The organism is Nonomuraea sp. NBC_00507, assembly GCF_036013525.1.
Lineage (GTDB): Bacteria > Actinomycetota > Actinomycetes > Streptosporangiales > Streptosporangiaceae > Nonomuraea.
Window position 1 is genome coordinate 1,881,817 of sequence record NZ_CP107853.1, and the last position, 14,657, is coordinate 1,896,473.

The 14,657-nt window shown below is 69.3% G+C and carries 14 protein-coding genes; 10 read left to right on the plus strand and 4 right to left on the minus strand.

Translation table 11 applies throughout. The features are described 5' to 3' along the window. Positions 1-166: 166 nt before the first annotated feature. Together OHA25_RS09695 and OHA25_RS09700 are read left to right on the plus strand one after the other, a co-directional pair. Positions 167-1,027, plus strand: a complete 861-nt coding sequence (locus OHA25_RS09695; RefSeq protein WP_327587236.1) for a helix-turn-helix domain-containing protein — start codon at positions 167-169, stop codon at positions 1,025-1,027. A 26-nt stretch (positions 1,028-1,053) separates the two neighbouring features. Next, entirely contained in the window at positions 1,054-1,236 is a 183-nt protein-coding gene (locus OHA25_RS09700; protein ID WP_327587237.1) for a DUF397 domain-containing protein, read from the plus strand. A 16-nt stretch (positions 1,237-1,252) separates the two neighbouring features. On the opposite strand, the gene OHA25_RS09705 is transcribed toward OHA25_RS09700, so the two are convergent. Next, a complete protein-coding gene (locus OHA25_RS09705) occupies positions 1,253-2,296 on the minus strand; it encodes a tyrosine-type recombinase/integrase (protein ID WP_327587238.1) in 1,044 nt (347 codons plus the stop codon). A gap of 113 nt (positions 2,297-2,409) precedes the next feature. Then, a complete protein-coding gene (locus OHA25_RS09710) occupies positions 2,410-4,443 on the minus strand; it encodes an ATP-binding protein (RefSeq protein ID WP_327587239.1) in 2,034 nt (677 codons plus the stop codon). Between the two features lie 238 nt (positions 4,444-4,681). On the opposite strand from OHA25_RS09710, the gene OHA25_RS09715 reads away from it, so the two are divergent. Further along, a complete protein-coding gene (locus tag OHA25_RS09715; protein WP_327587240.1) occupies positions 4,682-5,764 on the plus strand; it encodes an acyltransferase family protein in 1,083 nt (360 codons plus the stop codon). An 80-nt stretch (positions 5,765-5,844) separates the two neighbouring features. Here the strand turns inward: OHA25_RS09715 and OHA25_RS09720 are convergent, their stop codons facing one another. After that, entirely contained in the window at positions 5,845-6,324 is a 480-nt protein-coding gene (locus tag OHA25_RS09720) for a hypothetical protein (RefSeq protein WP_327587241.1), read from the minus strand. Positions 6,325-6,397: 73 nt separating this feature from the next. Here OHA25_RS09720 and OHA25_RS09725 point away from each other — a divergent pair, with 73 nt between their 5' ends. The 5 genes from OHA25_RS09725 to OHA25_RS09745 all read left to right on the plus strand — a co-directional run bounded on the left by OHA25_RS09725 (position 6,398) and on the right by OHA25_RS09745 (position 12,254). Beyond that, positions 6,398-8,737 carry an esterase-like activity of phytase family protein gene (locus tag OHA25_RS09725; RefSeq protein ID WP_327587242.1) on the plus strand — a complete coding sequence of 780 codons (2,340 nt, stop codon included), beginning with the start codon at positions 6,398-6,400 and terminating at the stop codon, positions 8,735-8,737. 200 nt (positions 8,738-8,937) lie between these two features. After that, complete coding sequence (locus OHA25_RS09730) at positions 8,938-10,047, plus strand: DUF418 domain-containing protein (protein WP_327587243.1); 1,110 nt, start codon at positions 8,938-8,940, stop codon at positions 10,045-10,047. A 115-nt stretch (positions 10,048-10,162) separates the two neighbouring features. Then, entirely contained in the window at positions 10,163-10,525 is a 363-nt protein-coding gene (locus OHA25_RS09735; RefSeq protein ID WP_327587244.1) for a YciI family protein, read from the plus strand. Next, positions 10,522-11,712, plus strand: coding sequence for an RNA polymerase sigma factor (locus OHA25_RS09740; RefSeq protein ID WP_327587245.1), 1,191 nt, complete (start codon positions 10,522-10,524; stop codon positions 11,710-11,712). Before OHA25_RS09735 ends, OHA25_RS09740 begins: the two co-directional genes overlap by 4 nt. 320 nt (positions 11,713-12,032) lie before the next feature. Then, entirely contained in the window at positions 12,033-12,254 is a 222-nt protein-coding gene (locus OHA25_RS09745; protein ID WP_327587246.1) for a hypothetical protein, read from the plus strand. A gap of 82 nt (positions 12,255-12,336) precedes the next feature. On the opposite strand, the gene cobF is transcribed toward OHA25_RS09745, so the two are convergent. Further along, positions 12,337-13,065 (minus strand): precorrin-6A synthase (deacetylating), encoded by a 729-nt coding sequence (cobF, locus tag OHA25_RS09750; RefSeq protein WP_327587247.1) that lies wholly within the window; start codon positions 13,063-13,065, stop codon positions 12,337-12,339. 25 nt (positions 13,066-13,090) lie between these two features. Between cobF and OHA25_RS09755 the strand changes: the two genes are divergently transcribed. Both OHA25_RS09755 and cbiE read left to right on the plus strand, forming a co-directional pair. Further along, the gene (locus OHA25_RS09755) at positions 13,091-13,477 is read left to right on the plus strand and encodes a pyridoxamine 5'-phosphate oxidase family protein (protein WP_442942090.1); all 387 of its coding nucleotides are present in this window, start codon (positions 13,091-13,093) and stop codon (positions 13,475-13,477) included. Then, positions 13,474-14,631, plus strand: coding sequence for a precorrin-6y C5,15-methyltransferase (decarboxylating) subunit CbiE (gene cbiE / locus OHA25_RS09760; protein ID WP_327587249.1), 1,158 nt, complete (start codon positions 13,474-13,476; stop codon positions 14,629-14,631). Before OHA25_RS09755 ends, cbiE begins: the two co-directional genes overlap by 4 nt. Positions 14,632-14,657: the final 26 nt, after the last annotated feature.

Sequence of the window (14,657 nt, forward strand, 5' to 3'; positions counted from 1 at the left end):
AGCCCTGGGTGTGCGCTGCCTGCTCGACCATTCGACGCCTCCCCAATGACAATGGTGGAGTATCGTAAGGCTGCATGCAATCTTGCATGCAGCCTTACTTCTATGGCTCAATGGCAGGAGTGATCAAGGCAAGAGCGGGGCATCAGAGACATTTGGGATATATACCGTGAGCGATGCATCTTCTCCTCCTGTGCAACGTCGCATCCTGGCGCGAGAGCTTCGCTACCTGAGGGAGCGAGCATCCCTCACGGGTGACGACATCAAAGACCGTCTGGGCTGGTCACCGTCCAAAATCAGCCGGATCGAGAACGCCCGCATCAGTGTGTCGGAAGGCGACATCCAACTCCTGCTCGATCTCTACGATGCCACGCCCGGCCGGCGTGAGCGCCTCCTCTCGCTGGCCAGGCAGACCCAGACGCCGCACTCCTGGCGGGGCTACACCGCTTCGGTGCGGGAGTTCCTGACGTTCATGAGTGTGGAGGCGGTAGCGGAGTCCATCCGCGAGTGGGCGGTCAACGTCGTGCCCGGCATCGCACAGACGGAGGCGTATGCTCGGCATCTCATCACCAGTTGGCGCGAGGTCGATTCGACGTTGACGCGGCGCCAGGTCGAAGAGCGCCTCTCTATTCGGATGAACCGCCAAAAACGGTTCTTTCCCCCTGAATCATCTCAACTATGGATGATATTGGACGAATCTGTATTGTTGCGGACGGTCGGTGGTCCGGCTATCATGTCCGAACAAATGAGGAAGTTGGTGGACTTTTCTCATTTGCCTAATGTGACGATTCAGGTCGTACCCTTGGCGCACTCTCGCGGCATGGTCGAAGAGTCCTTCACCCTGCTGAATCTCGATAAGAGCGACGCGCTGGAACAGTGTCTGGTCTACGTCGACCGCAATGTCATCAGCCAATTCCTGCTGGACGAGCAGCAGTCGCTCTATTTTGAGAAAATGTTCGAGCTGCTCGCCGGTTATGCGCTCTCCCCCGCCGCATCACGTGACCTTATCGCCAACCTGGCTCATTCTTGATCCAGGTTCCGCTACGCTTTCCACACATGGAACATCGGTGGAAGCGCTCCAGCTTCTGTAGCCATAATGGCAACTGCCTCGAAGTCCGCCTGCTCGAGAGCGGCGACGTTGCCATCAGGGACTCCAAAGACGTCAGTCTTCAGCCGCTCGTGCTATCGGCCTCCGCCTACCGCCACCTGCTCGACAGGATCAAACGCGGCGACGTCTGACCGATCGACGCCGCCGTCACGGATTTGTCCCCAGCCGGGTGCGGATCGCGGTGGTGGCGGCGAAGCCGTGCCCGACTTGCTCCTGAACGAACCTGAGCGGTGTGCCGCCCTCGATCAGATGGGTCATGTACGCGCTACGCAAGCAGTGCGGCGTCATCCCCCGGTCGAATCCGAGATCGTCTCGATAGGCGGCGAAGCGGGTCTCGATCTCTCTGGCCCGCAACCGCCCGCCCCGCTCGGTCGGCCACAACGCCGGACGGTCCGCGAATCGGTAACGAGGGCGGATGTTGGTCACATAGTCGGCCACGGCCTCGACGGCCCACGGCATCACGCTCACCACCAGGCGATGCGACTGCGACGCTCCCCGGACTCGCCGGCCGGACCGTACGCGCAACATGCCGAAGCGCCCCAACTCGGGCGCGTCCGGATGGGGACAGAAGTCCTCGAGGTCCAGTGCGGAAGCCTCAGAGCAACGCAGTCCCCAGGCGTAGATCACCTTGAATACGGTGGCGTCCCGATACGCGGTGAGCGCCCCCTTCCGGCCCGCCCGCATGGCGAGCTCGAACTGGGCGTCGGCGTGGTCGAGCAAGGCCTGGACCTCCTCGCGGGTCATCGGCCGCCGCCCGGGGCTGCCTTCGTAGTCGACCAGGTGTGAGGCGGTGTTCCAGTCGTGGCAAACCTGTTCCGGGTAGGTGTCGAAGCGTGCCGCGCACTCCGCCGGCCACCCGTACTCGGGCGCGCCGACGTAGTCGCAGAAGAGCCGCAACGCCGCCTGGTAGCTGCGGATCGTCGACTCGGCCCGCCGCAGTGCGGTGGTCAGATGGGTCGTCCAGCGATCGACGTCAGCGGCGGACCACTGCCAGGGATAAGCGCCGGCGAATGCGGCGAAGCGGCGCACGATCTGCTGGCGGAAACGGATCGTCGAGGGCTGGAAGAGCTCGCTCTGGCTCTGCTGCCGAGCCCATCCGGAGAGCATCGCCTCGAAGACGGCCTTTTCAGCATGAGGCGGGGCCGCTTCCGCCAGAGCCCGGCTTGCCGGGCCGTCGTTCAGCGAGGTCATCGTGTCAATCGGCACGGGCCTTCGGCGTTCATGGTCATACCATCCACACTCGCCCCGGAAACTGCCCGTTCACCAGACCAGATGCTGTCCACTTTCTGGCAGCGCCGTCCCGGCTAGGAGCCGTAGAGCTCGCGGTGCCACAGGTCCGCGCAGATCCGTTCGATCCCGGTGGTCAGATGGCGGCGGTAGGTGGTGAAGGGCAGGCCGAGGCGCTCGGCGGCGATCTCCTGGGTGGCCGCGCCGCGGAGGAACGTGACGGTCAGGGCGCGGTGGGGCTTGTGCGCGCGAGGGTCTTCGCCGAGCGCGGCGATGGCCTGTTCCAGCAGCTCGCGCAGTGCGGTGGCGGGATCTGAGCCGGGGTGTTCGGCGACGATCCTGCTGCGGGCGAGCGGGCCGGCGGCCAGCGCGCTCGGCCGGCCGAGGTGCCGCAGCGCGGCGCGGACGGCCTCGGCGAACTCTGCATAGGAGAGCACGGCGAACCCTGCCGGCTGCGTGCGGGCGGGCTCCGGCGAGGTCAGCGGCCGGCTCAGGCGTTCCAACCAGGTCTGAGCGGGCACCGCACGCCAGTCGTGGATGAACAGGTCGTACGCGCCGTCACCCAGCCGCGCTCGTTCCGAGGTCTCGTGCATGTCGAAGTGCCGCAGGCAAGAACGGCACGCGGGCTCGGGGTCGCGGATCGCGACATAGGACCAGGCCATGCGCTCGGCCCGCAGGCAGGAGCCGATCATTCGCCACTGGATCAGGTCCATCACGGGCGAGTTGCCGCGGTGCCCGGGCAGCACCCAGAAACGGCCGATGGCCAGGTGCTCGCCGGAGCGCAGCGGAGCGGTGGTGCGCGAGTGGGCCCAGGCCGCGGCCGCGATCGGATCGGCGGCGAGCTCCTGCTCATCCGGCTCTTCCAGGCGCAGCCACGCGCTGAACGCGACCGGTTCGCCGGTCTCGGCGAGGCGGTAGAGGCGGAAGGCATGGGGACGCCGTTCGGCCCAGAAGGCGGCATTGGCCGCCGAATCCTCGTTCTCGGTGGTCCGCGCCAGCTGTACCAGGATGTCGACGTCCTCCGCGCGGAACGGCTCTTCCTGCACCACGCCCTGTCCGCGCCAGGTGTGGAAGTCGGAGGTCATCCCGTCGTGGCGATGCAGGAAGAAAAGGGACCCGACGGCGGCCAGCACGTCAGGATCGGCCGCGGTACGCAGCCTTTCCGCCAGGTGGGCGTGGATCAGCTGGTGCATGGCCGCGTACCCCTGCGGATCGCGCCAGCGGAGATCCGCCTCGAGCACCTCGCGGACCACATCGTGCGGATACAGGCCGAGCGCGGTGGATTCGACGAAAGGCAGCCGCCGCAGCCAGGTGAACAGCGGGGCGACATCGCCGGGCAGTACCGCGCGCAGCAGGTCTTCGGTGGTCATGTACGTGTGCGCGCACGCTTCCAGCGCGTGCCGGTGCGCGGCGGAGGGGACCTCGCCCACCAACTGGTCGAGCAGCGTCGCGACGACATCCTGGTGCGGCTTCCACCGGCTGCTGGCGTGCCGGTCCTTGGCCGCCACCGCCGCGCCCAGGGACAACGCCAGCGGATGGCCGCCGGCGAACGCGAGCAGTGGCTCGTGCAGGTCGACGGCCACCCCACGGGCGTCCAGCAAGGCCCGGGCGTCGGTGGGCGCGAGCTCGCGCAGCGGCATCACCTCCAACGCCTGCGCCCAGCCGGGGTCGGTGCACCATGCCAGGTCCGGCGGGGTCCGGCTGGCCACGACCGTCAGGACTCCGACCCGCGCGCGGGGGAGGAATCTCTCGCGCAGCCAGCCCTCCAGCCCCTCGATGCGCTCGAAGGCGTCGATCAGCAACACCGCGCGCTCATCGTGCGGCAGCGATCCGGCCTCCGCCTCGAACGCCTCGGGTGACGGCTCCAGGGTGCGCCCGTCCAGCAGCGCCACCGGCCGCCCGGCCGCCGTGGCCTCCTGCGCGAAGCGCCTCAACAACGTCGACTTGCCGATGCCCCCGGGACCGTGCACCCACAGCACGCTGGGGCCCCCGCCGCACAGCGTGGAGCTGAAGGCGGTCAGCTCCTCCTCGCGCCCGACGAACGCGGCTTCCCGTGCGACTTGCAGATGCCGCCCCAGCAGCCCGGAGCTCCTTCTCGTCCCTGACGACATGACCTCAACGTTAGCCTCGGGCGACTTTGCCATTTCCCCAAACCGCCAGAAAAGTGGGTGCATTTACTCACAGTTCACAACGAAACGGCGTTCCAGGGCTTAACGGTACTTGCTCCGTAAAGCGTGGAATTCCATAAGAATTGCGCGCTTTACGGTCTGCCCCTGGGCCAGAAATGAGCAGAAAGCGGGCAGCCGTTGGCCTGGGAAGTGGACAGTCGATGGGCGGAGGGTGGCCGCCATGCGACCCTCGGACACCAGAACCCGGGCGCCGCGTGGCCCCGTGCTCTCGCCGCAGGCGGCACCGGCGAGGATCCACGAGCTCGACGCCCTTCGGTTGGTGGCGGCCGTCAGCGTGGTCCTGTTCCACTACACGTTCTCGGGCTGGGCCGACGGCACTACGACGGTGGCCTACCCCGAGATGGGCTCCTGGACCCGCTACGGCTACCTGGGTGTCGACCTGTTTTTCATGATCAGTGGGTTCGTCGTGCTCATGAGCGCCTGGGGCGCGACCCCGCGCCGGTTCGTGGTGTCCCGCGGGGCAAGGCTCTATCCGGCCTACTGGCTCGCCATCGCGGTGACCGCCTTCGTCACGGTCACGCTCGGCCGCGACCTCTTCCCGATCTCGGCAGGGCAGGTCCTGGCGAACCTGACGATGTTCCAGGCCGTGGCGGACGTGCCCAACGTCGACGTCGTCTACTGGACGCTGTGGGCGGAGATGCGCTTCTACGTCCTCATCCTGGCCCTGACCTGGATCGGCATCACCAGGTCGAGGGTGATGGCCGTGCTGTGGGGCTGGCTGGCGCTGACCGTGCTGGTGGAGGCCGGGTTGCTGCCCCGCGTGGCCGATCTGGTCGTGCAGTCGGAGTTCTCGCATTACTTCATCGCGGGCATGGCGCTCTTCCTCGCCCGTGACCGGGGGTTCACCTGGCCCATCGGCCTGCTGCTGACCCTCTGCGCGGGAAACGCGGTCTACCGCGCCCTCGGCTACGCCGACGCCGTCGGACGACGCTACGGGGTCGCCTACGACCACGTGGTCGTCATCACGGTGGTGATCGCACTGTTCGCGATCACGGCCATGGTCGCACTCGGCGTCACCCGCCGCCTGGGGCGGCCGTGGCTGGCCACGGCCGGCGCGCTCACCTATCCGCTCTACCTGCTGCACGCCCACATCGGCTTCATCCTGATCAACCGCGTCGGCGCGAGCCTCGACAAGTACGTGCTGCTGGCCGCACTCCTGGCCACCATGGCCGCGGCCGCCTACGCCGTGCACCGCCTCGTCGAACGTCCCGCCGCGCCGCTGATCAAACGCATCCTGGGCTGAGCGTGGGTCATGTCAGCGCACGCGCCGGGTCGACGTTCCCGCCCGCCGGTCGCGGTGGCACCGGCGGGCGGGTCTGAACGTCAGGGCTCCCACACCGCTTGTACGGCGTCGTCGTCGGCGCGGTAATGCTCGCGTTCCAGCGCGCCGGGCGCGGTGAAGGCGGCCATGGAGCGGTCGGCGACCGCGGCGAAGGCGGCTGCCGGATCGGCCCCGAGGTGATCGGTGTCGGCTTGGCGTTGGGAGTCGAACTCGGCCGGATCCACCTGGTCGCGTTCGGCGACACCGGCGAGCCCTGCTCGCCGATCTGGCCCAGCAGGTGGCCGACCAGGGCGTGGCTGCGCTCCAGCAAGCCCGTGACGGCGGGCGGCCCCGCCATCGCGCCGCCGCAGGTCTTCGGCGTCGTAGATCAGCTCGCCGGAGACGATGGAGCAGACCAGGTCTCCGTCGGTGAACTGGTGGCGTACGCGAAAGTCGCGTACTGCGGCGCCTTCCATGGCCCACAACGCGTTCAGCGACAGCCCGGGCACGCCCGCGTCCTGCAGGCGCGGATAGACCTCCACCGGCAGCACTGACGCGACAGGCGCACATGGTGTCTGATCGGCACAGATACAACTTCCGTTCACGATGCGTTCTATGTCCGGTTCTGCGCTGGCGAGCTGCGGGTACTTCGATCAGCGCGTGCGGGTGGGCGTCACCCGCACGACGACCCTCCCGGAGGCACTTGTGCGCAGCACACGGCGGCCCGCGTCGGCCATCGCGGCCGCAGCGGCCATAGCGATGCTCAGCGTGGCCGTTCCCCCAGCAGGCGCGGCGGCCTCGAGCCATTCCGCAGGCGCCCGCTGTTCGGCCGACGTGTCCCTGCTCGGCTTCACCGACAGCCTGGACAAGACCACGTTCCAGGGCACGGCCGTCGCCGGGCTGTCCGCCCTGGCGCTGACCCGCCCGTCGCGGGCCCTGGCGCTCGTGGACAACATCGGCACCACCCCTGCCCGCCTCTACGATCTCGCCCTCACCTCCGGCCAGCGGAAACTCTCGGCCGAGGTACGCGGGATGATGACGCTGCGGCGGCCGGACGGCGCCCCGTACACCGGCGCCGACTTCGACGGCGAAGGGCTCGTGGCCGAGCGGGGCGGCGGCACCGTGCTGGCGAGCTCCGAGACGGAGCCGTCGATCCGGCGGTTCCGGCTGTCCGACGGCAGGGAGGTGGCCTCCCTCGACGTGCCGGCCAGATTCCGGGTCGCCCCGGCCGGTCAGGCGCAGGTCAACCAGACCTTCGAGGCCCTGGCCGGCACGCCCGACGGCCGCGTCCTGTACGCCGGCATGGAAGGGCCGCTGTCCACCGACGGCCGCGACGCCGCCGGCCGGGGCCTGCAGCGGATCCTGCGGTACGAAGGCAGGCCCGGCAACGCTTACACCCCGGCCGCGCAGTACGCCTACCGCACCGACGCCGGTCTCGGGCTCGTCGAACTGGTGGCGCTCGGCGACGACCAACTGCTGGCCCTGGAGCGCGGTTTCACCGCCGGGGTCGGCAACACCGTGCGGGTGTACCGGGTCTCCGCCACCGGCGTGCCGGACGTCTCCGGCGTCGAGTCGCTCGCCACCCTGACGGACCCCCGCGCCTGGCTCGGCAAGCAGCTCCTGGTCGACCTCGTCGACTGCCCGCCGTCCGGGGCGAGCGCCAAGCAACCCCAGCCGAACCCGTTGCTGGACAACATCGAGGGGATGGCGCTGGGCGGGCCGCTGCCCGGTGGTCGCCGTACGCTCTACCTCGTCTCCGACGACAACAACAACGCGGTGCAGACCACCCGGATGTACGCGCTGAGCGTCCGGCTGCCGGATGAGGCACGCCTGTCCGCCCGCGCGCTGCTGTCGGCGACCGCCTACCAGCCCGGCCCCGTGTCGGGCACGCAGCTGCCGCCCGCCACCGTCAACGGGGTCACCCCGCCGTTCCAGGGCCAGCCGATCCCCGGCTTCTCCGCGGTGATCCCAGCGACCCCGGGGGCCCGCTCCGCGAGCCGCCTGCTCGCCATGCCGGACAACGGATTCGGGGCGAAGAACAACTCGGCCGACTTCCTGCTGCGCGCGTACGTCATCGAGCCGGACTACCGCAGCGGCAAGATCGACGTCCGGAGCCACATCAGCTTCCGCGACCCGGATCGCAAGGTGCCGTTCCCGATCGTCAACCAGGACACCGCCGACCGGCTGTTGACCGGGGCCGACTTCGACATCGAGTCGCTGGCCTGGGACGCGCGGGGCGACCTGTGGATCGGCGAGGAGTTCGGGCCGTACCTGGTCCGCACCGACCGCACCGGCAAGGTCCTGCAGGCGCCGATCCCGCTGCCGGACGGCACGAAGTCTCCCCAGTCGCCCGATCTGGCCCAAGGCGAGAGCCCGACCTTGCCGGCCAGCCGCGGGTTCGAAGCCATGGCCGCGAGCGAGGACGGCTGGACCCTGTACCCGATCCTGGAGGGCGCGAAGACCGGCGACCCCGACCAGCGCCGGCGGGTGGTCTACGAGTTCGACGTGCGTGCCGGCGCGTACACGGGCCGCACCTGGTCCTTTCGGGTCGACGAGCCGGGCCTCGTCGTGGGCGACGCGGCGGTGCTCGACGACCGGCGGCTGCTGTTGATCGAGCGGGACAACGACATGGGCCCGAGCGCCCGGATCAAGCGTCTGGTCGTCACCGATCTCGACGCCGCGGCGCCCGACGGCGCCCTGCCCCGCCGCACCCCCGTGGACCTGCTGCGCATTGCCGACCCGAAGGGCGTCTCGACGCCTGCTCGCCCAGGCGAGTATGGCGTCGGGCCGCTGTTCTCGTTCCCGCTGCAGTCGGTCGAGTCGGTGCTGCCGCTGCACGGTGACCGGATCGTGGTCGCCAACGACAACAACTTCCCCGGGAACGACGGACGCATCCCGGGCCGGCCCGACGACACCGAGGTGATCGTCATCGACGTGCCGGGTCTGCGCGACTGACCGAGGTTCGTCGGCAGGGGTGCACCTAGGTGCACCCCTGTTCTGTGTCCAGCCATATTCCGGGTCGATGTCCTGGCTCGTTACGTTCGTGCTCAGCAGTCCGATGCCGCGTTCACCGGGGCCGCGGCAAGGGGGAGGGCTGGAACATGAATACGTCGGGTTTGGCGCCGGCTGCTCCGCACGGCTCACTGGATACGGGGATGCGGGTACCCGCGCCGGACCTGGCGCGGGGTCTCATGCTGCTGGCCATAGCCTTCGCGCACGCGCCGCTGTTCGTGGTCGACATCGACCTCGGCCCTGCCCTACTCAACGACCTCACGAACGGCTTGCACAATCTCTTCGTCAGCAACCACGCCCGGCCGATGTTCGCGTTTCTGTTCGGCTACTCGCTGGTCCAGCTGCTGGATCGGCGGACGCGGCGGGGCAGCGCGTGGGTGGACGTCAGGAAGCTGCTGCGCCGCAGGGGATGGTGGCTTGCCCTGATCGGGTTCGTCCACATGGCGGTGCTGGTCCCCATCGACATCCTGGCCGCGTACGGGGTCAGCGCCGTCCTGCTCGTCGGCCTCCTGCGGGCCAAGGACTCGACGTTGCTGTGGACGGCGGGGCTCAGCTTGGTGCCGGCGACCGCCATGGTCGGGTTCGCCATGTGGTATCCGCTGTCGCAGGGCCTTTCGCCTATCGCGGCCGGTAGTGTCGCGGCCGGGATGAAGGGTCCAGGGGAGTTGTTCGCCGAGCGACTCCAGGCCTGGCCGTTCGGCCTGGTGGCCGGAGTGATCCTCGTCGTTCCTGGCGTGATCTTCGGAGTGTGGGCGGCGCGGCGGCGGCTGCTGGACGAGCCCGCACGGCATCGCCGTTTCCTGGTCAACGCCGCGATCGTCACCACTGCTGTGTCCGTCATCGGCGCCGTACCTGTCGGCCTTGTCCAGCTCGGAGTAGGGGCCGAGCCGTCGGGCGCCGCCTTGTGGGCGGCCGCGCTCGTGCAGCCGCTCACCGGATACTTCGGCGGGATCGGCATGGCCGCGATCATCGGGTTGATCGCGATCCCGATCACCCGGCGACCGAACGGCCTGGCCACTGCCGTTCAGGCGCTCGGTCAGCGCTCGATGAGCTTGTACCTCTTCCAGTCCCTCGTGTTCGTCGGGGTCTTCTATCCGTACGGACTCGACCTGCAGGACGACCTGGGGCTTGCCGGCGCCACGGGCGTGGCCGCGGCGACGTGGCTGGTGTCGGTGGTCATCGCCGAGGTCATGCGGCGTGCCGGGTACAGAGGTCCCGCGGAGATCCTGTTGCGCCGCCTGGCCTACCGATGAGACGGCTGCGACATCAAACTAGCGTGGGCGTGGGTGTCGATTCCGGCCACGCCCGTTCGTAGTCAGGTGAACGGGGCGGGACAGACCCCGCCCCGCTGACGAGAGGAGCACCGCCTTGCCCCACTACATGTTGTCCGTGCACAGCTCCGAGAGCCAGGTCCGTGAGCCGATGACCGAGGAGGAGATGCGGCAGTCCCACGAGCGGCTCGGCGTCGTGGAGCAGGAGATGAAGTCGTCCGGGATGTGGGTGTTCTCCGGCCGTCTGCACGACGCCGACACCGCCACCGTGGTGCGTGTGCGCGATGGCCAGGTCCTGACCACCGACGGCCCCTTCACCGAGTCGAAAGAGCACCTCGGCGGCTTCTACATCATCCAGGCCGACGACCTCGACGCCGCGCTTGTCTTGGCCTCGAAGGTCACCGCGGCCATCGACACGCCGATCGAGGTACGTCCGTTCGCCGGCACCTCACAGGAGTGACCATCGGACAGGCCGCGATCGGCCGGATCTTCCGCGAGGAATACGGCCGGTCGCTGGCCAGCCTGATCGGCGTCTTCGATGACATCGACGCCGCCGAGGACGCGGTGCAGGAGGCGTTCGCCCTGGCCCTGATCAAGTGGCCGGCCGAAGGACTGCCGCCCAACCCGGGCGGCTGGATCACCGTCACCGCCCGTAACCGCGCGATCGACCGCCTGCGCCGCCAGACCCGCGAAAGGCACCTGCTGGGCGACGTGACGCTCCTGACGCCCGACCGCGAACCGGAGGAGAAAGACCCGGTGCCCGACGACAGGCTCAAGCTGATCTTCACCTGCTGCCACCCCGCCCTGTCCGCCGAGGCGCAGGTGGCGCTCACGCTGCGACTGCTCGGCGGCCTGTCCACCGACGAGGTCGCCCGGTCCTTCCTTGTCACCGAGCCGGCCATGGCCCAGCGCCTGGTCCGCGCCAAACGCAAGATCAAGGCCGCGAGCATCCCGTACCGGATCCCCGCCGACGATGAGCTGCCCGGCCGCCTGCCCCCCGTGCTGGCCGTCATCTACCTCATCTACACCACCGGCCTGTCCGGCCCGGGGGAGCGGGGCCTGTGCGCCGAGGCGATCCGGCTGGCCCGCATCCTCGCCACGCTCATGCCCGGCGAGGCGGAGGTCGCCGGGCTGCTGGCCCTGCTGCTGCTCATCGAATCGCGGCGCGCCGCACGCACCCGGCCCGACGGCTCCCTGATCCTGCTCGGCGACCAGGACCGCCGGCAGTGGGACCGCTCCCTGATCGCGGAAGGCCAAGCGATCGTCCGCCGCTGCCTCCTGCACGACCGGCCGGGACCCTACCAGCTACAGGCCGCCGTCAACGCCGTGCACGCCGACGCCCCCACCACCGCCCACACCGACTGGCCACAGATCATCACCCTGTACGACCACCTGTACGCCCTCGCACCCACCCCGGTCGTCGCACTCAACCGCGCCATCGCCATCGCCGAAGTCCACGGCCCTGCCACCGCCCTGACCCTGATCGACCAGCTCGACCTCGACCACTACTACCCTTTCCACGCCGCCCGCGCCGACCTGCTCCGGCGCCTCGACCGTCACAGCGAGGCCGCCACCGCCTACCAGTGCGCCGCGGACCTGGCGCCCGCCGGCCCCGAGCGAGACTTCCTCACCCGCGGCGGCCGCTGATCCCCTTTTCTGTAATTTGCCGTCCCCATGGCGCCGCTTTGAAAGGCCGGGGGAACCGCTGTCCAGGCCTCCCTCAGCGGTGCGAATACGCGCTCGAAGGCTTGCTGCGGCGTGCCGCCGTATTTCTTGAGGTGCGCGGCTAATTACGTGCATGTAATGATGCGCCAGAAATGAGGATTTACTTCTGGCCGGGAGATTCCGCCCGTCATTGCGATTAGTCTGAATCATGTTCAGCGCTGTATCGGCGTATCCCGGGAATCGACGCTCATCATCCGATCCCATCCATCGAGATTCGGTCTCACTTCAGGGAGTGATCTCTGATGTTCAAGCGTTTGCTTCTCGCCGTCGCGCTGACGGCGTCCACGCTCTTCATCTCCGGCACCGCCACCAGCGCCGCGCAGGCCTCCGACGCAAGCCGCTGCGCGCCGGCCCAGCAGGTCACGCAGGCCTCCGGCACAGCCCGGAGGTGCGAGTGGCGAGGTAAGTGCTACTGGTGTTACCGGAAGGGACGCTGGGAGCGCCAGTACTGCAAGGGCAACTAGTCGCACCTGCGGCTGACCCCAACGAACAACGGCAGCCTCGCGAGACGCCGACCTCGCGGGGCTGCCCGTTCGCATGCGGCGCTCAACGCCGTCGCAGCAGGTACGTGTCCATGATCCAGCCCTTGCGCGTCCTGGCTTGGGCGCGCAGCTCCTTGATCCGCTCGCCCACCTCCGCGACCGGGCCGGCGACCAGGATCTCGTCCGGCGTGCCCAGGTAGGCGCCCCAGTAGATGTCGAAGTCGTCGAGCCCGTCGAAGGCGCACCGCGCGTCCAGCATGATCACCATGTCGTCCGCCGTCGGACCCTCCTCAACGAGGCGACGGCCGGTCGTGACGTGGACGGGCCGGGCCACCCGGGTGAGGCTGGTGCGGTGGCGGGCGGTGAGCGCGGCAATGGCGCTGATGCCCGGAATCACGTCGATCTCGTAGTCCGGCAGGCGTTCCAGGATGGCCAGGGTGCTGTCGTAGACGCCGGGGTCGCCCCAGACCAGGAAGGCCCCGGTCTGCCCGTCGGCGAGGGCCTCGTTGATCATCTGCTGGTAGAGCGTGGCCCGGCGCTCCCGCCAGTCCTCGACTGCTTCGGCGTAAGCCGGGGTGGTCCGGTCCCGTTCCGGGTCGCGCGCCTCGACGATCCGGTACGGCCGGCGCCCGTGCTCCTCGATGAGCTGGTGGCGCAGTCGTACCAGGTCTTGCTTCTCCTGGCCCTTGTCGAGGAGGAAGAAGACGTCGGTGGCCGCGATGGCCTTGACGCCCTGGAGGGTCAGATGGTCCGGGTCGCCGGCGCCGATCCCGATGACGAGTAGCCGCTTCACGGAGATGAGTGTGCCAGGATGTGCCGTGAACCTTTTCAGCCGTGGTGAGGCTTTCGCTGAGTTTTGGCGGGAACGGCACCTGTGCACCCTGACCACCGTCCGCTCCGACGGGACGCCCCACGTGGTGCCGGTGGGTGCGACGCTGGACCTGGTGGCCGGGATCGCCCGGGTGATCACCTCTGGCGGTTCGCGCAAGGCCCGGCTGATCGAGGCGGGGCAGGCGCGGGTGGCGCTGTGTCAGGTCGACGGCCGCCGCTGGTCGACCCTGGAGGGCGCGGCCGTGGTGCGGCGGGAGCCCGAGCAGGTGGCTGACGCCGAGCAGCGTTACGCCGAGAGGTACAAGCCGCCGCGGCCCAACCCGGAGCGGGTCGTGCTGGAGATCCACATCACCCGCGTGCTGGGGAATTTGTGATCACGGTCGTGGGCATCGGCGCGGACGGCTGGGACGGGCTGGTTCCGGCCTCACGCGGGGCGATCGAGCAGGCTGACGTCCTGGTCGGCAGTGCCAGGCAGCTCGATCTGGTGCCCTTGGCGAGCGTTGAGCGGGTCGTGCTGCCGTCGCCGCTGCTGCCCAACCTCCCCGGGCTGCTGGACTCGCTCGCCGGACGAGCGGTCTGCGTGCTGGCCAGCGGTGATCCCCTGTTCTACGGCATCGGCTCGACCCTCGTGCGGCTGCTGGGGGCCGAGCGGGTCAGGGTGTTGCCGCACGTGTCCTCCGTCTCGCTGGCGTGCGCGCGGCTCGGCTGGCCGGTCGAGCAGGTCGAAGTGGTGAGCGCGGTGGGGCGCCCGCTGGCGGCGCTGCGCGCCGTGCTCGCTCCGGGGCGGCGGGTGTTGGTTTTGGGGACTTCGGCGGACGCCGTCAGCGATTTGCTGGACTTTTCCGGATATACGGGCAGCCGGGTCACGGTCCTGTCCGACCTGGGCGCCGAGACCGCCAGGCCGGACTCGCCGCTGCGCATCATCGCCATCGAGTGCTCGGCGAGCGACACTCCGCTGTCCAGGGTGCCGGGCCTGCCCGACGAGGCCTTCGAGCACGACGGCCAGCTGACCAAGCGTGAGGTGCGCGCGGTGAGCCTGTCGCGCCTGGCGCCACTGCCCGGCCAGTTGCTCTGGGACGTCGGCGCCGGCGCGGGCAGCATCGCCATCGAATGGATGCGCACGCACCCGTCCTGCCGGGCGGTGGCGATCGAGAGTCGTGCCGACCGTGCCGAGCGGATCGCCCGCAACGCCGAGAGCTTGGGCGTCCCGGGGCTGGCCGTCGTGGCAGGCCGTGCGCCCGAGGCTCTCGACGGGCTGCCCACGCCGGATGCGGTCTTCGTCGGTGGCGGTGCGACCGTGCCGGGGCTGCTCGAGGCCTGCTGGGCGGCGCTGCGGCCGGGCGGGCGGCTGGTGGCCAACGCGGTCACCCTGGAGTCGGAGGCGCTGGTCGCGCAGTGGTTCGGCCGCGTCGGCGGCGACCTGGTGCGCCTGGCGGTGCAGCGGGCGAGCCCGGTGGGCGGGTTCACCGGGTGGCGGGCCGCGATGCCGGTGACGGTGTGGACGGTGGTCAAGGAAGGTGACGCATGACCGTGGTCAAGGAAGGTGACGCATGA